This is a genomic window from Kocuria kalidii (assembly GCF_044462225.1).
Taxonomy (GTDB): domain Bacteria; phylum Actinomycetota; class Actinomycetes; order Actinomycetales; family Micrococcaceae; genus Kocuria; species Kocuria kalidii.
Window position 1 is genome coordinate 1 of the sequence record NZ_JBISWJ010000064.1, and the last position, 14,242, is coordinate 14,242.

General features: G+C 69.9%; 15 protein-coding genes. 13 read left to right on the top strand and 2 right to left on the bottom strand.

The genetic code is table 11. The features are described 5' to 3' along the window. Positions 1-35: 35 nt before the first annotated feature. Positions 36-821 carry a VOC family protein gene (locus ACH9D3_RS08950; RefSeq protein WP_396410663.1) on the bottom strand — a complete coding sequence of 262 codons (786 nt, stop codon included), beginning with the start codon at positions 819-821 and terminating at the stop codon, positions 36-38. 192 nt (positions 822-1,013) lie between these two features. Between ACH9D3_RS08950 and ACH9D3_RS08955 the strand changes: the two genes are divergently transcribed. The 13 genes from ACH9D3_RS08955 (at position 1,014) to ACH9D3_RS09015 (ending at position 13,747) form a co-directional block, all read left to right on the top strand. Further along, the gene (locus ACH9D3_RS08955; RefSeq protein ID WP_396410664.1) at positions 1,014-2,231 is read left to right on the top strand and encodes a nucleotide disphospho-sugar-binding domain-containing protein; all 1,218 of its coding nucleotides are present in this window, start codon (positions 1,014-1,016) and stop codon (positions 2,229-2,231) included. Between the two features lie 251 nt (positions 2,232-2,482). Next, entirely contained in the window at positions 2,483-3,178 is a 696-nt protein-coding gene (locus tag ACH9D3_RS08960; RefSeq protein ID WP_396410665.1) for a prepilin peptidase, read from the top strand. 248 nt (positions 3,179-3,426) lie between these two features. Next, a complete protein-coding gene (locus tag ACH9D3_RS08965; protein WP_396410666.1) occupies positions 3,427-3,639 on the top strand; it encodes a Flp family type IVb pilin in 213 nt (70 codons plus the stop codon). 148 nt (positions 3,640-3,787) lie between these two features. Next, on the top strand, positions 3,788-4,159 hold the full coding sequence (locus ACH9D3_RS08970) for a TadE/TadG family type IV pilus assembly protein (protein ID WP_396410667.1): 372 nt from the start codon (positions 3,788-3,790) through the stop codon (positions 4,157-4,159). Continuing rightward, the gene (locus ACH9D3_RS08975; protein ID WP_396410668.1) at positions 4,147-5,145 is read left to right on the top strand and encodes a pilus assembly protein TadG-related protein; all 999 of its coding nucleotides are present in this window, start codon (positions 4,147-4,149) and stop codon (positions 5,143-5,145) included. The genes ACH9D3_RS08970 and ACH9D3_RS08975 overlap by 13 nt, the downstream gene beginning before the upstream one ends. Positions 5,146-5,233: 88 nt before the next feature. Next, the gene (locus tag ACH9D3_RS08980; RefSeq protein ID WP_396410669.1) at positions 5,234-5,971 is read left to right on the top strand and encodes an RcpC/CpaB family pilus assembly protein; all 738 of its coding nucleotides are present in this window, start codon (positions 5,234-5,236) and stop codon (positions 5,969-5,971) included. After that, positions 5,968-7,191, top strand: coding sequence for an AAA family ATPase (locus ACH9D3_RS08985; protein WP_396410670.1), 1,224 nt, complete (start codon positions 5,968-5,970; stop codon positions 7,189-7,191). Before ACH9D3_RS08980 ends, ACH9D3_RS08985 begins: the two co-directional genes overlap by 4 nt. Beyond that, positions 7,191-8,732 (top strand): CpaF family protein, encoded by a 1,542-nt coding sequence (locus ACH9D3_RS08990; RefSeq protein WP_396410691.1) that lies wholly within the window; start codon positions 7,191-7,193, stop codon positions 8,730-8,732. Before ACH9D3_RS08985 ends, ACH9D3_RS08990 begins: the two co-directional genes overlap by 1 nt. Next, positions 8,732-9,679 carry a type II secretion system F family protein gene (locus tag ACH9D3_RS08995; RefSeq protein WP_396410671.1) on the top strand — a complete coding sequence of 316 codons (948 nt, stop codon included), beginning with the start codon at positions 8,732-8,734 and terminating at the stop codon, positions 9,677-9,679. The genes ACH9D3_RS08990 and ACH9D3_RS08995 overlap by 1 nt, the downstream gene beginning before the upstream one ends. Positions 9,680-9,731: 52 nt before the next feature. Next, on the top strand, positions 9,732-10,589 hold the full coding sequence (locus ACH9D3_RS09000) for a type II secretion system F family protein (RefSeq protein ID WP_396410672.1): 858 nt from the start codon (positions 9,732-9,734) through the stop codon (positions 10,587-10,589). 376 nt (positions 10,590-10,965) lie between these two features. Beyond that, positions 10,966-11,358 carry a sortase domain-containing protein gene (locus ACH9D3_RS09005; RefSeq protein ID WP_396410673.1) on the top strand — a complete coding sequence of 131 codons (393 nt, stop codon included), beginning with the start codon at positions 10,966-10,968 and terminating at the stop codon, positions 11,356-11,358. A 152-nt stretch (positions 11,359-11,510) separates the two neighbouring features. Further along, positions 11,511-13,004 (top strand): hypothetical protein, encoded by a 1,494-nt coding sequence (locus ACH9D3_RS09010; RefSeq protein ID WP_396410674.1) that lies wholly within the window; start codon positions 11,511-11,513, stop codon positions 13,002-13,004. A gap of 35 nt (positions 13,005-13,039) precedes the next feature. Further along, on the top strand, positions 13,040-13,747 hold the full coding sequence (locus ACH9D3_RS09015) for a hypothetical protein (protein ID WP_396410675.1): 708 nt from the start codon (positions 13,040-13,042) through the stop codon (positions 13,745-13,747). Positions 13,748-13,868: 121 nt separating this feature from the next. Here the strand turns inward: ACH9D3_RS09015 and ACH9D3_RS09020 are convergent, their stop codons facing one another. After that, on the bottom strand, positions 13,869-14,102 hold the full coding sequence (locus ACH9D3_RS09020; protein WP_396401067.1) for a hypothetical protein: 234 nt from the start codon (positions 14,100-14,102) through the stop codon (positions 13,869-13,871). Between the last annotated feature and the right edge of the window lie 140 nt (positions 14,103-14,242).

Consider the following 14,242-nt stretch of genomic DNA (forward strand, 5'->3'; position numbering starts at 1 on the left):
GCCGGCCGGCCGAGCAGGACCGTCCGGGGTGTCGGCTACATGGTCTCGGCGGGCGTCATGAGCACGAAGACCTCGCCGTCCGGACCGGCGGCGACAGTCATCCGCCCGTACTCGAAGTCGGAGGGCTCCGAGCTGATCGAGCCCCCGGACCGGCGGACGCGCTCCGCGGCGGCGTCGACGTCCTCGACCTGGAAGGCGACGGACCAGCCGGGCTGGGCGTCCCCGGCATCGGGAGCGGGGCCGCCGATCCCACCGGCGGGCCGGTCGCCTCCTGGCACGGTGAACAGGGCGTAGGGCATGGAGTCGTCGCCGATGTCCTGGTACTCGTAGCCGAACACCGCGGCGTAGAACTCCCGGGCCGCGGCGGGGTCTGCGGTCATGACGTCGCACCAGGCCACGGCACCGGGCTCCTCGACACGGGTGAAGCCGGTGTGCTCGTTCGCCTGCCACATCCCGAAGGCGGCCCCCGTGGGATCGGCCCACATCCCCATGGAGCCGAAGGGACCGACCTCCATGGTCTCGAGCAGCTGCGTGGCTCCGGCGTGTCCGGCCTTGGCGGCGTGGGCGGCGATGTCGTCGGTGGCCAGGTAGACCGACCACACGTGCGGGGCGTCCTCCATGCCCTCCATGGTCGGGGAGAGCCCGGCCACGACGTCGCCGTCGACCAGGGCGTTGCAGTAGCCGCCGTACTCGGGTTGGGACTCGGAGTACGTCCAGCCCAGGACGTCGCGGTAGAAGGTCTGGGTGCGCTCCAGATCGGAGGCCATCAGGTCCACCCAGCAGGGTGTGCCGGCGGGCCAGGAATTCGTGTGCGTGGTCATGACGATCGTCCTTCGCAGAACCGATGGAATAGGTGAGCCGGGAAACCGCACCAGTCGGTGTGACCTCCGACACCATCCATGCTAGGAATCTCCCCGGACGCCGTAAGCGGCCGTTCGTGCGTGCTCGGACGCAGGCCCGTCGTGCCCGGCCGGCGTCGGATCTAAGCTGTCCGCACGAGGAAGGGATGCGCCATGAGGATGATGCTGCTGACGTCCGGCACCCGCGGCGACGTGGAGCCGTTCGCCGCCCTGGCCCGCTGCGCGTCCGGCCACGGGCACGAGGTCCGCCTGGGCGTGCCCGACTCCTCCGGCGTGGACCTCGCCGGACTCGACACCGTGAGCCTCGAGGTGGACTTCCACCGGCTGGTCCAGGCGCACGGGATCTCGCCGTGGACTGCGGTGCGGCACTTCCGCACCGAGGTGGGGCCCGGGATGCGCCGGATGCTGGCCGCCGCCGTGCGGGAGACGCTCGCCTTCGAGCCGGACGTCGTGGTCCATCACCCCAAGGTGCTCACGGCGCCGGTGGTCGCGCAGTCGCTCGGCGTTCCGCACGTAGTGGTGGAATCCGTTCCCTCGGTGACGCCCACCAGCGCGTTTCCCGCGCCGGGCGTGGTGAACCGGGACCTCGGACGGTTCAACCGCGCCACCTACGCGGCGGCGAGGGGCGCCGCCCGGATGTTCCGGCGCGACATCGAGCGGGCGTGCGAGCAGCTGCCCGCGCCGGTTCCCTCCGCGTCCTCGACATCTTCTGTTGCTTCCGCTGCTTCCGCGCCGACGGCTTCCCTGATGCCGATCAGCCCGCAGCTGCTGCCGCGCCCGGCCGACTGGCCGAACACCGTGCGCCTGACCGGGTCCTGGCACACCGACGCTCCGGGGCCCGAGCCCGACCCCGCCGTGCTCGAGTTCCTCCGGGGCGGGCCTTTCCTGGTGGCGACCTTCGGCTCCATGGCGGCCGGTGACCCGCAGGGTCGGGGGAGGGCGGTGCTGGAGAGCGCCCGCGCCCACGGCTTCCGCACCCTGCTGCTCACCGGGTGGGGCGGGCTCGCCCTGCCGGACGACCTCGGGGGCGACGACGTGCTGGCCGTGCCCTCCCTGCCGCTCGACGCGGTGCTGCCCGGTGCGGCGCTCGCCGTCCATCACGGCGGGGCCGGGACCGTGCACGCCGTGGCCCGGGCCGGCGTTCCGCACGTGGTGGTGCCGTTCCTCGCCGACCAGCCGTTCTGGGGTCGGCAGCTCCACGGACTCGGACTCGCGGCCACGCCGATCCCGCAGAAAAAACTGACCGCAGAACGTCTGACCGCCGCCTTTGCGGAGGCCCTGTCCTGCGGTCCGGCGGCCGAGCGGGCAGGGCAGAAGATCCGGCCAGAGCAGGGGCTGCAGACGGCGCTGTCCGTACTCACCGCTCTCTGACTATGGACATGGGCAAGACACTGCCGGTTACCGGATTCTCGTCTTTCTTCTTCGCGATGCGTTGAGAATTCGACATTCAACATCAGGCATTGTCGTTCGTGGACGGGTGTGCCCGAATTGCCCGATGACGTGCTGAAACGAAAGAACGGACATGTCCTCCGTTAGTCTCGGGCTCGTGCAGCGCCCCCGGTTGGGGGACAGTCGATCACCCGGGTGTCCGCTGAAGCGCCCACGGACCGGAGGAAAAGCTCGTGCAGACCGTGCTCGGAACAGCCCCCCTGTGGTGGGTACTGATCACCGGCCTCGCCGGTGTCCTCCTGGGCTGGTTTCTGCCCCGGATCGTGCTGCGGTACAGCCCCGTCGCGGACGAGCCGCTGCCGGCTCCGTCGCGACCGCTGCTGATGGCGGTGACAGCGTTCCTCTTCGCCCTGCTGACGGCGTTCCTCGGCCTGTCGTGGGAACTCCCGGCGTACCTGTTCTTCGCGGGGGTCGCCGTGGTGCTCACGACCATCGACCTGCGCCACCACCTGCTCCCCAACGCCGTGGTGCTGCCGACGCTGGGCATCGGCTTCGTGCTGCTCGCGATGGCCGCCACCGGGGAGAACGCCTGGGGCGCACTGCTGCGGGCTGTGCTGGGTGCGGTCGTGCTGTTCGTCCTCTATCTTGTGCTGGCGCTCATCTCGCCGGCCGGGCTCGGCATGGGCGACGTCAAGCTGGCCGCCGTGCTGGGCCTCTTCCTCGGCTACCAGGGGTGGGGTGCACTGTTCGTGGGAGCGCTCCTGGCGTCGGTTCTCGGGGCGCTGGTCGGACTGGCCGTCCTGGTGTCCCGGCGCGGGGGGATGCGCAGCGACGTGCCGTTCGGGCCGTCGATGCTCACCGGCGCCCTGGTGGCCGTCCTCTGGGGAGAGCTGTTGGCGTGGGAGTACCTGCTTCCGGGTCTCGCCTGACACCGATCGGGGCCAAATCCACCGCCACACGAGCAGATGCAGATGACTTCGGTGCCCCACCAGGCATTACGTCCGTTTTTGACGTGTCCTCAAAGTACATGCATCTGAATGCTTGTGCGTTTGCAATCGCGACCAGTATCTTATGTACAGGTCGGTAGGCAAGTGGCAGTCAGATCCGCAAGACGCGAATGCCAGGGCTCGTTCTCCGACTCATCCCCCTTATTTCTCTCTCATCGTGAGGACACATCATGCTGCCCCTGCTCATCACCCTCCAGTCCTTCTTCGTCGACACCGCCGACCGCCTCAAGGGCGAGCAGAAGGGCGCCACCGCGGTCGAATACGGCCTGCTCGTCGGCCTGATCGCCGTCGTGATCATCGGTGCCGTCACGCTGATCGGCCCTGAGCTGAAGGATATGTTCAACAGCGTCGTCTCGGGCCTTGGCGGTACCCCGGCGACCTGATTTCGGCTGGAGAGGAGCGCCGCGGTGTCCCAGTGGGGATGCCGCGGTGCTTCGCTATCGGGCGTCGGCGCCCCCAAATCCACTGCCCTTTTCACGGCCACAACATGGTCCTCCCACTGCCCAGTTTCTCTGATCGAAGGATGCCACGATGACCGGTTGGCGCTCAGAACGCGGTGCCGCGGCTGTCGAGTTTGCGCTCGTCGTGCCGGTCCTTCTGGCGCTGCTGCTGGGGGTCATCGAATTCGGGCACTACTTCAACGTCCAGATCTCCGCCACCCACGCCGCTCGTGAGGCAGCACGCACCATGTCGATCACCGGCAACTGGACCAAGGCGGAGCAGGCCGGCCGGAACGCATCGCCCACGCTCAAGCCGACCCTGGTGACTCTGACACGTGAACCCTTGACGTGTTCGCCGGGTGCCACCGTCAGCGTGACGGTCACGTACGCGTTCGACTCCTACACCGGAGTCGTGCAGGACAAGGACCTCATCGGAAAGGCGGCCCAGCGATGCGGCGGCTGATCGACCACCTCGAGAGCTTCGGCGCCTCGCGCCGCGCGGACGGCGAACGCGGAGCGGTCGCCGTCCTGACCGCCCTCAGCATGGTCGTGCTGCTCGGCTTCGTAGCACTGGCCGTGGACGTCGGCCTGCTCTACGCCGAACGCGCGGAGCTGCAGTCCGGGGCCGATGCCGCGGCTCTCGCCATTGCCGGCGACTGCGGGCAGGGCGTCAACTGCACCGAGGCGCTCGCCGCGCCCATTGCGCAGCAGTTGGCCGACGAGAACGCCGGTGACGGCAAGGCCGCCGCGTCCGTGCCCGTCTTCGAGGGCAACACGGTGCGCACCACGGTCACCACCCGTGACAAGAGCGGGGCGGGGTCGCTGGCTCTGGCCTTCGCGCCGCTCATCGGAGGAAGTGAGCGGGCGACCGTCTCTGCGACCGCCTCGGCCGCCTGGGGCGCACCGTTGAGCGGAATCGCCATCTGGCCGGTGGCCTTCGCGGAGTGCGAGTTCGACCTCTCCGGAACACCGCAGGCGCTGACCCTCGGCGCCAAGGGTGGCACGCTGTGCTCCACGTACGACTCGAACGGCGACTTGAACCCACCCGGGGGCTTCGGGTGGATCGGTGACGACAAGGACGGCTCCTGCTCGCAGCAGGTGAGCGTGGGCAGTCAGATCCAGTCCACGGGTACCAGCCTGCCTCAGGACTGCAACGCCGCCCTCGCGGAGCAGCTGAAGAATCGCACGATTCTCATCCCTGTCTATGACGACAAGGTCGGACAGGGCAAGAACGGCTACTACGACATCAGTGGGTGGGCGGCCTTCCACATCGAGGGGTACACCTTCACGGGAAACGTCAGCTGGAACCCGGAGAAGGTCACCCAGTCCTGCGGCGGCAGCTGTGACGGCATCTACGGGCGCTTCGTCCGGTTCACCTCCTTCGACGAAGGCTTCACCATCGGTCCGCCCTCGTCCTTCGGCGTCTCCGTCGTCGACCTGCGCGAGTGACTCCCGTGTCCGTCCTGCCGGAAGCGACCTACATGCCACGCCCCCTCAACGCCTCGTTCCGATCGTTCGACCGTCTGGAAGTCTCATCGTGAAGATCCGCATCATCGCCGGCGCGGTGATGGCCATCCTGGCCCTTGCCGGCCTGGCCATCGTCAGCACCTACGTGGCTACCGCCGACGCCCGTGCCCTGGCGAGCCAGGAGCCGCGCGAGGTCTACCTCGTGACCGCTCCCATCCTCGAGGGCACTCCCGTGGAGGAGTTCGGCGAGTCCGTCACGCTGCACACCGTGCCGGCCGCGATCGTGCCGGAGGGTGCCGTCACCGCACTCGGGGACCACTCCGGCGCGGTCGCCGGGGTCGATTTGCAGCCCGGTGAGCAGCTGCTCACCTCCCGGCTCGTGGACCCCCAGGCCCTCGAGGAGCCGGGCACCGTCCCGGTTCCTCGAGGGCTCCAGGAGGTCACCATCCAGCTCGACGCTCCCCGAGTGGTCGGAGGGCAGCTGGCCGCCGGGGACACGGTCGGCTTCTTCGTCTCCTTCGAAGGAGACGAAGGGCGGGAGTCGAAGACGGCGAAGGACCTGCACAAGGTCCTGGTCACCTCCGTGCAGGGTACGCCGAGCACCACCGCGCCGGCCGAAGGGGCGGAGACCCCCGACAATGCGGCGCCGGCTGTGCCCGAAGGGTCGATGCTCGTCACCTTCGCCGTGAACGCCGACACCGCCGAGAAGATCGTCTACGCCTCCGAGTTCGGACGCATCTGGCTCTCCCTGGAGCCGGAGGACGCCGAGGAGAACGACAACGGCGCCACGCGGGGTGACTTCGAGTGAGTCGCATCCTGCTGTTCACCGGCGACCCCGAGTACGACGTCCGGTTCCGCCAGGCCGTCCGCGGCCGACTGCCCGGCGAGGTGCAGACCGTTCTCGACGACGCCCTGCCGGCCACTCCGGACCAGCTGCTGGGCCGCTCGGTGGGGGAGATGCCCACCGTGGTCGTGTTCGGTCCCGGCCTGGACCTCTACGCGGCGATGCGCCTGGCGGGCGTCTTCGACATCCAGCGCCCCGAGGTCTCCCTGGTGCTGGTCGTGCCGTCCGACATGTCCCTCGCGGTGGCGGCGCTACGCGCCGGGTTCCGCGACGTCCTCGACCTGGACGCCGCTCCAGACGGCATCCTGGGCGTGCTCAGCCGCGTGTGTGACACCGCGGAGTCCCGCAGGCGGGCTCTGCCGCAGGGCTCCGTCTCCGGCGGAGGCAACTACGTCCCGTCCGCACCGCGGGACGACAGCCGCGTCATCGTCGTCACCTCGCCCAAGGGCGGGGTCGGGAAGACCACCATCGCCACCAACCTGGCCGTAGGCCTGGGTGCTATTGCCCCGATGAACACGGTGATCGTGGACCTGGACGTCCAGTTCGGCGACGTCGCGGCGGCACTGCGCCTGGCACCGGACCACTCGCTCACGGATGCCGTCACCGGCCCGGCCGTCGACGACGCACTGGTGCTCAAGACGTTCCTCACCGTGCACCCCGCCTCGATCTACGCCCTGTGCACACCTGCCAATCCGGCCGAGGGCGACCTGATCGGTGCCACGCAGATCACCCACCTGCTCGACCAGCTCTCGGGGCAGTTCCAGTACGTCGTCGTCGACACCGCCCCGGGGATGGACGAGCACGCGCTGGCCGCCCTCGAAGCCGCCACCGACGCCGTCTTCGTGACCGGACTGGACGTCCCCGGCGTCCGCGGGCTCCGCAAGGAGCTGGACCTGCTCGGGGAGCTGTCCCTGGTTCCCGAGCACGTCACGGTCGTCGTCAACGCCGCGGATCGCAACACCGGGCTGTCCGTCCAGGACGTCGAAGCCACGATCAAGGCTCCGGTCGACGTGGTGATCCCGCGCTCCCGGATGGCGGCCTACGCCACCAACCGGGGTGAGCCCCTGCTGCAGCACGCGCCGAAGGACAAGGCGGCACGACAGCTGCACACCCTCGTGGCATCGTTCGCCCCCGACCCCCCCACCGCCCGACGCGGCATTCACCGGAAGGCCTTGGTCCGATGATGAAACTCGCAGAACGACTCGCCGCGGCTCGCGGCGAAATCCTCCCCCCGCCGGCCGAGCACTTCGACGCGGGCGACCCCGTTCCGCCGTCTGCCGACCTGGAGCCCCCGGACGGCTCCGTAGACGTGCCCTTCGACGAAGAGGGCGGAACGTCGGACGACACCGTCGACGCCACCGACTCTCCCGACCTCGACTCACTGGTCTTCGTCGCCCCCGAACCGGCGGTACCGGCCGATCCCACGCCGCGGGCCCCGGTGGGGAAGTTCGACGCCCTGGCCGGACTCAAGCAACGCGTGAAGCAGGAGCTGCTGGACCGCATCGGCTCCCGCCAGTCCGACTCGAGCCTCTCCGACACCCAGATCAAGGAGTTCGCCACCAAGGAGCTCACCCGCATCGTCGCCGAGGAGAAGGTGCCGATGTCCTCCGAGGAGCGGATCCGGCTGATCCGTTCGGTGAGCGACGACGTGCTCGGCTACGGTCCGCTCCAGGTGCTGCTGGACGACGACACGGTCACCGAGATCATGGTCAACGGCCCCGACCAGATCTTCGTGGAGCAGAAGGGCAAGGTCACGCTCGCGGACGCGACCTTCGGCTCCGAGCAGGACCTGCGCCACGTCATCGAGAAGATCGTCACCCAGGTGGGGCGGCGCATCGACGAGTCCTCGCCCCTGGTCGACGCCCGCCTCCCCGACGGCTCGCGCGTCAACGCGGTCATTCCGCCACTGGCGGTGAAGGGCTCCTCGCTGACCATCCGGAAGTTCGCCAAGGACCCGCTGACCATCGAGGACCTCATCCGCTTCGGCTCTGTGTCCCCGCAGATGGCCGATCTTCTGCGGGCCTGCGTGGAGGCTCACCTCAACATCCTGGTGGCCGGCGGCACGGGCACGGGGAAGACCACGATGCTCAACGTCGTCTCCTCCTTCATTCCGCAGGGTGAGCGGATCGTGACCATCGAGGACGCCGTAGAGCTGCAGCTGCAGCAGGAGCACGTGGTCCAACTCGAGTCCCGTCCCGCCAACATCGAGGGCAAGGGGGAGATCTCCATCCGGGACCTCCTGAAGAACTCCCTCCGCATGCGGCCCGACCGCATCGTCGTCGGGGAGTGCCGTGGTGGTGAGGCCCTGGACATGCTCCAGGCCATGAACACCGGCCACGACGGGTCGCTCTCGACGATCCATGCCAACTCCCCCCGCGACACCATCTCCCGGCTGGAGACCCTGGTCATGATGGCCGGCATGGACCTGCCGCAGCGGGCGATCCGCGAACAGATCGCCTCGGCCATCCACGTGGTCGTCCAGCTGTCCCGCCTGCGGGACGGCACCCGCCGCGTCACCCACATCACCGAGATCCAGGGCATGGAGGGTGAGACCGTGACCCTGCAGGACGCCTTCCTCTTCGACTGGGACGCGGGAGTGGACCCCCGTACCGGACGGTTCCGGGGTACTACACGGTCCACCGGGGTGCGGCCGCGGTTCGTGGACAAGTTCGAGGACTACGGCATCAAGCTCCATCCCTCCGTCTTCGACCCGGGGAAGCGCTGATGTCCTCACTTTTGATCGGGATGGGACTGCTCGTCCTGGCCGGTCTGCTCGGGCTGTTCGTCGTCTTCCGCTCCCGCACGCCCCGCCTGCCGATGGACCGGAGACGCCTTCCGCGCACGGCGCAGGAGCACAGCCCGTCCCAACTGTCACGGCTCAGCGGTGTCACCACCGAGGCGATCGGCGAGTTCCTGGAACGGCGCGGATGGACCCGGCAAGTGGCTGCGGCACTCGAGAACGCGGGCATCAAATCGTCACCGGCCGACTTCCTCGTGCTCGTGGCCGTGGGCGCACTCGTGGCCGCGGCCGTGGGCACCGTCGTGGGCGGTGGCCTGCTGGGGCTGCTGTTCTTCCTCGCTGCGCCGATGGTCGCCAAGGTCGCGGTCGGTATCCTCACCGGCCGGCGCAAGCGCATCTTCGCCGACCAGCTGGACAATACACTCCAGCTGTTCTCCGGATCCCTGCGGGCCGGGCATTCTCTGCTGCGCGCGGTCGACGCCGTGGCGAAGGAATCTGAGGCGCCCACCGCCGAGGAGCTCACCCGGGTGGTCAACGAGACCCGTCTCGGCATGGACCTCGATGACTCCCTGAACCAGGCGGCGAAGCGGATGGAGTCCCAGGACTTCTCCTGGGTGGCGCAGGCCATCGGCATCCACCGGGAGGTCGGCGGTGACCTCGCCGAAGTGCTCGACCGCGTGGCCGGAACTATCCGTGAGCGCAACCAGATCCGTCGGCAGGTCCAGACGCTGTCGGCCGAGGGGAAGATGTCCGCCTACATCCTCATGGCCCTGCCGGTGCTGATCGCCGGCGTCCTTGCCCTGCTCTCACCCGAGTACATTTCCCAGTTCCTCACTAGCGGCTTCTTCGGTTACGCGATGATCGCTGCCGCCCTGCTGATGTTCGCCATCGGCGGGTTCTGGATGTCGCGCATCGTCAAGATCCAGTTCTGAGTTCCGCCACCCCGTTTCCCCGAAGGGCGCCCCCATGTCGTCGATATCCCCCGTGCTCGGCCTTCTGCTCCTGACCGGTGCCGCGGCTCTGGCCATCTGGCTTGCCGTCGGTGTCCGGTGGGGCGGCGACCGGCTGGTGCGCCTGAATCTGAGGATCGGCCTCGGTGCCAGTAAAGCGGAGACAGTCCGCGACGCCCCGGACTTCGGCTGGGCCCGCCGACTCACCACCGGGAACGGACGGGACCGGCTCGAAGGGCTGTACTCGAAGGCGGGCCGGCCCGCCGACTGGCCGGTGGCCCGGCTCATGGGGTACAAGGTCTACGCGCTGGCCGGGGCCGCGCTTTTCGGCGTGCTGCTCCTGCTGCTGTCGAACGGCAACGGCATGATCGTCCTGATGATGGCGGTTGTGGTGCCCGTGGCCTACTTCGTGCCGGAGCTCCTTCTGTACTCCCACGGGATCGAACGGCAGAAGGCGATCGGCCTGGAACTGGCCGACACCCTGGACCAGATGATGATCGCGGTCGAGGCCGGGCTGGGTTTCGAATCCGCCATGGCCCGGGCCGGGCACAACGGCAAAGGGCCCCTCGCGGAGGAGCTGGTGCGCACGCTGCAGGAGATGCGGGTGGGCATTCCGCGTCGTGACGCCTACCTGGCGCTGGAGAAGCGCACCGACGTCCCGGATCTGCGCACGTTCACCCGGGCGGTGATCCAGGCGGACGCCTATGGCATTTCCATCTCCACGGTGCTGCGGACGCAAGCGAACGAGATGCGCATCAAGCGCCGCCAGCGGGCGGAAGAGTCCGCTCAGAAGATCCCCACGAAGATTCTATTTCCGTTGATGCTGTTCATACTCCCGGTGCTGTTCCTCACAGTGCTCGGGCCCACGGTTCTTACCATTCTGAAGATGTAACCCGATGCCGCTCAAGAACACTGCGAACCCTTCGACGCCCGTTCCCGGACGTACTGTGCTCTCGGTCCTTCTTGCCCTCGTCTCGCTGGTGGCAGCTGGCCTGCTCGTTCAGCAGTGGCTGGGCGGCGCCGTCGTCGTCTTCGGTGGGGTCGTGCAACACAACGATCCGGCGTCGGTGAAGGCCCCTGGGCCATTGAGTGCTTTGTCGCTTGCACCAGGCGATGCCCGTGCCGCGGGCGACCCCGGCGCACACTCCGCGGTGCGGGGCCCGGAGACCTGCGGGGACCTGTCCGCCCGGGCTCGGGTCTGCTCCCCGTCGCTCGGCATCGACGCAGCACTCGAGTCCGTCGGGGCGGACGCGGCCGGTAACATGGCGGTGCCCACGCACGAGGACCGGGCGGCGATCGGCTGGTACTCGGCCTCCGCCCCGGTCGGCGGGCCGCAGGGCAACGCGGTGCTGGCCGGCCACGTGGACTACCCCTACGACGCCCCGGCTCTGGCCACGCTGTACACGGCACAGCCGGGACAGCAGCTGTGGGTCTCGGACGGCGCAGGGGGAGTGCACTCCTACACCGTGACCACCGTGCGGGAGCCGACGCCGCGGGACGCGCCGCCGCGGGAGATCTTCGAGCTGACCGGGGACCCCGGGCTGTCCCTGGTCACCTGCTCCGGCGACTACGTCCAGCCGGACGGCTCGCCCTCGTGGTCGTACACCAACAACCTCATCGTCGACCTGGCCCTCGATCCCGGGACCGCTCCCGTCCCGTGAAGCCACCCTGACCCTCGTGCACTTCGAGGGGCCCCCGGCGTCGCACAGCGTCTTCCGGGGACACGATCCCCTCCATGCGATTACATTAGTAAAGATCGGTCCGCCGCCCACCGGCAGGCCGATCCCCAGACGATCCCCCCAGGAGTCCCCCGATGTCCTCCCCCCTCCCTGTTCGCCGCGCGCAGCTCCTCGCGGTGGCGGCTCTCGCCGGCACCACCACGGTGACCGGTGCGCTGGTCGGCGCGTCCCCGGCCGTGGCCGTGCCGGTCGCGATCGCGGAGCGACTGAGCGAGAACCCCGAGGGCACCCCGGGCACCGGCGCGGACTCCTTGTTCACTCCGGTGACGCTCACGAACAACGACACCGCCTACGGCATCCACGAGGAGCAGCCGCTGGCCCCGGTCGGGGAACTCGTGCTCGACGACGAGGGCTACGCGGTGGCCGAGCCCTTCGACGACCCGGCGACCGGGTGGGAGGACGTGGTCGGCGAGAAGGTCGGCGACGCCCCGGTCTACTGGGAGCCGGAGGAGGCCGCGCAGGCCGGGTACATCCTCTCCGTGTTCGGCCCCACCGAGGACCCGGACGAAGCGCTGGCCGTCCACTGGGCCGTGCGTTCCCTGTCCACCGCGGAGGCTCCGCAGCCGGCAGGACTCGAGCCGTGGCATCTGGACCGGGCCGAGTTCATGCTCCAGGACGCGCGCCACAACGTCCCTGCCCTCGTTCCCCAGGAGAGCTACCGGATCTCCGTGTCCTTCGAGCCGGACGGCCGGCCCGACACCCTGCTCGTCCGGACACCCGAGGCCTACTACGGCACCACCGTGACCCTGTCGGGGCCGGTCACCTTCGCGGACGGGACGAGGACACGGACCTTCACCGGCGGGGACCGCGACAAGCTCCTGGAGCTGGCCGTGCCCGCGGGGGTCACCGAGGGCGAGCTCACCGCCGACCTGACGGCGACCATGCCCTCGACCGAGCTCACCGTCCTCGCCGACGAGCAGTACCGCGATCTGCTCATCGCGGGGCAGCAGCGCACGGTCAGCTGGGGCGCGAGCGCCGGTTTCGAGATCGACGACCCGGAAGACGGGGCCTCCGACGACGGGAGCACGACCCCCGACGACGACGGGGCCGGCGACCCGCCGGCCGACCACGACGACGCCGCCGGCCACGGCACGGACAACGACACCGACAGCGCCCCTGGCAACGCCACCGACAGCGCCACGGACGCAGAGCACGGCGGCGACTTCGGCGCCGGCACGGGCTCGGAGAACCCCGGCGGAGGCGCCGTGGCGATCCCCGGGGACCCGGTCCGGGACCAGGGCGCCGGTGTCCTCGAGATCGTGGACGACGTCCCGGCGGAGCAGGACTTTTCGGCGACGCTCGAGGCCTTCGTCCTGTTCGAGGAGCAGACCAGCACCTCCACGGAGGTCGTCACGGAGACCACCACGGCGGCCGGGGGGGCCGGGGAGGCCTGGGGCGCTGTGTACGCGGACCCCGCCATGGCGAACACCGGTATGGGCGCTGCCCCGGACGCGAGCGGACGCGGCGCGACCACCGCGGTCCTCCTCGCCGTGGTCGCCGCCGGCGCCGGTCTCGGCGCATGGATGCTGCGGCGCCGCGCGTCCGCAGCCCCGGAACGGTCCGCCTGATGTCCATCCGTGTCCCAGCTGTCCGGGAGATCCCGATGACCCGCACCACCCGAACCGTCGTCGGCGCGTCCCTCGCGCTCGCGGTCCTCACCGGCTGCGGCGGCGCCTCGGCCGAGGCGCGGGGCTCGTACGACTACGAGCCCCTGCCGCCGCTCAGCACGGCGACGCCCACCACGAGCCCGGCGCCGCAGCCCACGTCCAAGCCGGCGCCGACGTCCTCTCCCACGTCGTCGGCCGAGGGCTCCTCCGACGAGGCCCCGGCAGCCGGCGAGGCGGCACCGGTCGGCGGCACGGCCGGCGCAGGCATCCCCGGACAGGGATCCGCCCTCGCGCCGGCGCCCGTCGCCGTCGCGCCGGCGCCCGCCCCCTTGGCACCGGTGCCCGCCCCCGTCCCCGGGCCGGTCGGAGGCGGCACCCCGGTGCAGATGACGGAGCGGACGTCGACCAGCACCACCACGACCACGTCGACGACGCTCGAGGCCGGCCTGATGATCGTCGTCACCTGTGACGGGCTGTGCGTGCTGGGCGATCTCTCCTCGCCGGAGCTGGCCGGGCAGAACGGGCCGCTCTCCCCGGATCTTCTGCGGCAGGCGCTCGAGGAGGAGCTGAACCGGCAGGACGGCGAGCAGCAACGGCTGACCGACGAGCTGGTCGAGCAGTTCCTGCGGGGCGAGTGGGCCCTGGCCGACCGGGACCTCGAGGGCGGGGACGAGAAGCTGGTCTTCTCCTCGGCCCGGACGTAGGTCCGCGGCCGCAGGGCCCCGGTCGGTGAACGGCCCCTGTCGGCTCTCGGCCCCTGCGCGGGACCGTTCCGCGACGGCGGTCAGCCGGCGCGGATCCCCGGTCGGATCCCGGTTCCCGAGCTCACGCGGGGACGGCCGCCCAGTGCACGGCGAAGCACGCCGTGGCGGCCATCGAGTACAGCCAGACCGAGGCCTCGCGGGTCCACGGCACCTTCCGGGTCAGGGCGGAGCTGGCGACGGCGGCGACGACCAGGCCGACGCCCAGCCACAGCGACCACTGCGTGAAGAGCTGGAGAACGGCGCCCAGCACGCCGGTGCCGGCGTCGTCGAGGACGCGGACGATGTCGAGATTCATGAGAACTCCCCCCGGAGCGAACGTGACCGGGCGCCCCCGAGGCGCCCGTGACAGAAGGGGTGCGGCTCCGGAGGCAGGGGAGTGATGGATCAGCCGGTCCCCGCGCCGCCGGGCAGCCACGCCCTTCACCACGGAGCATA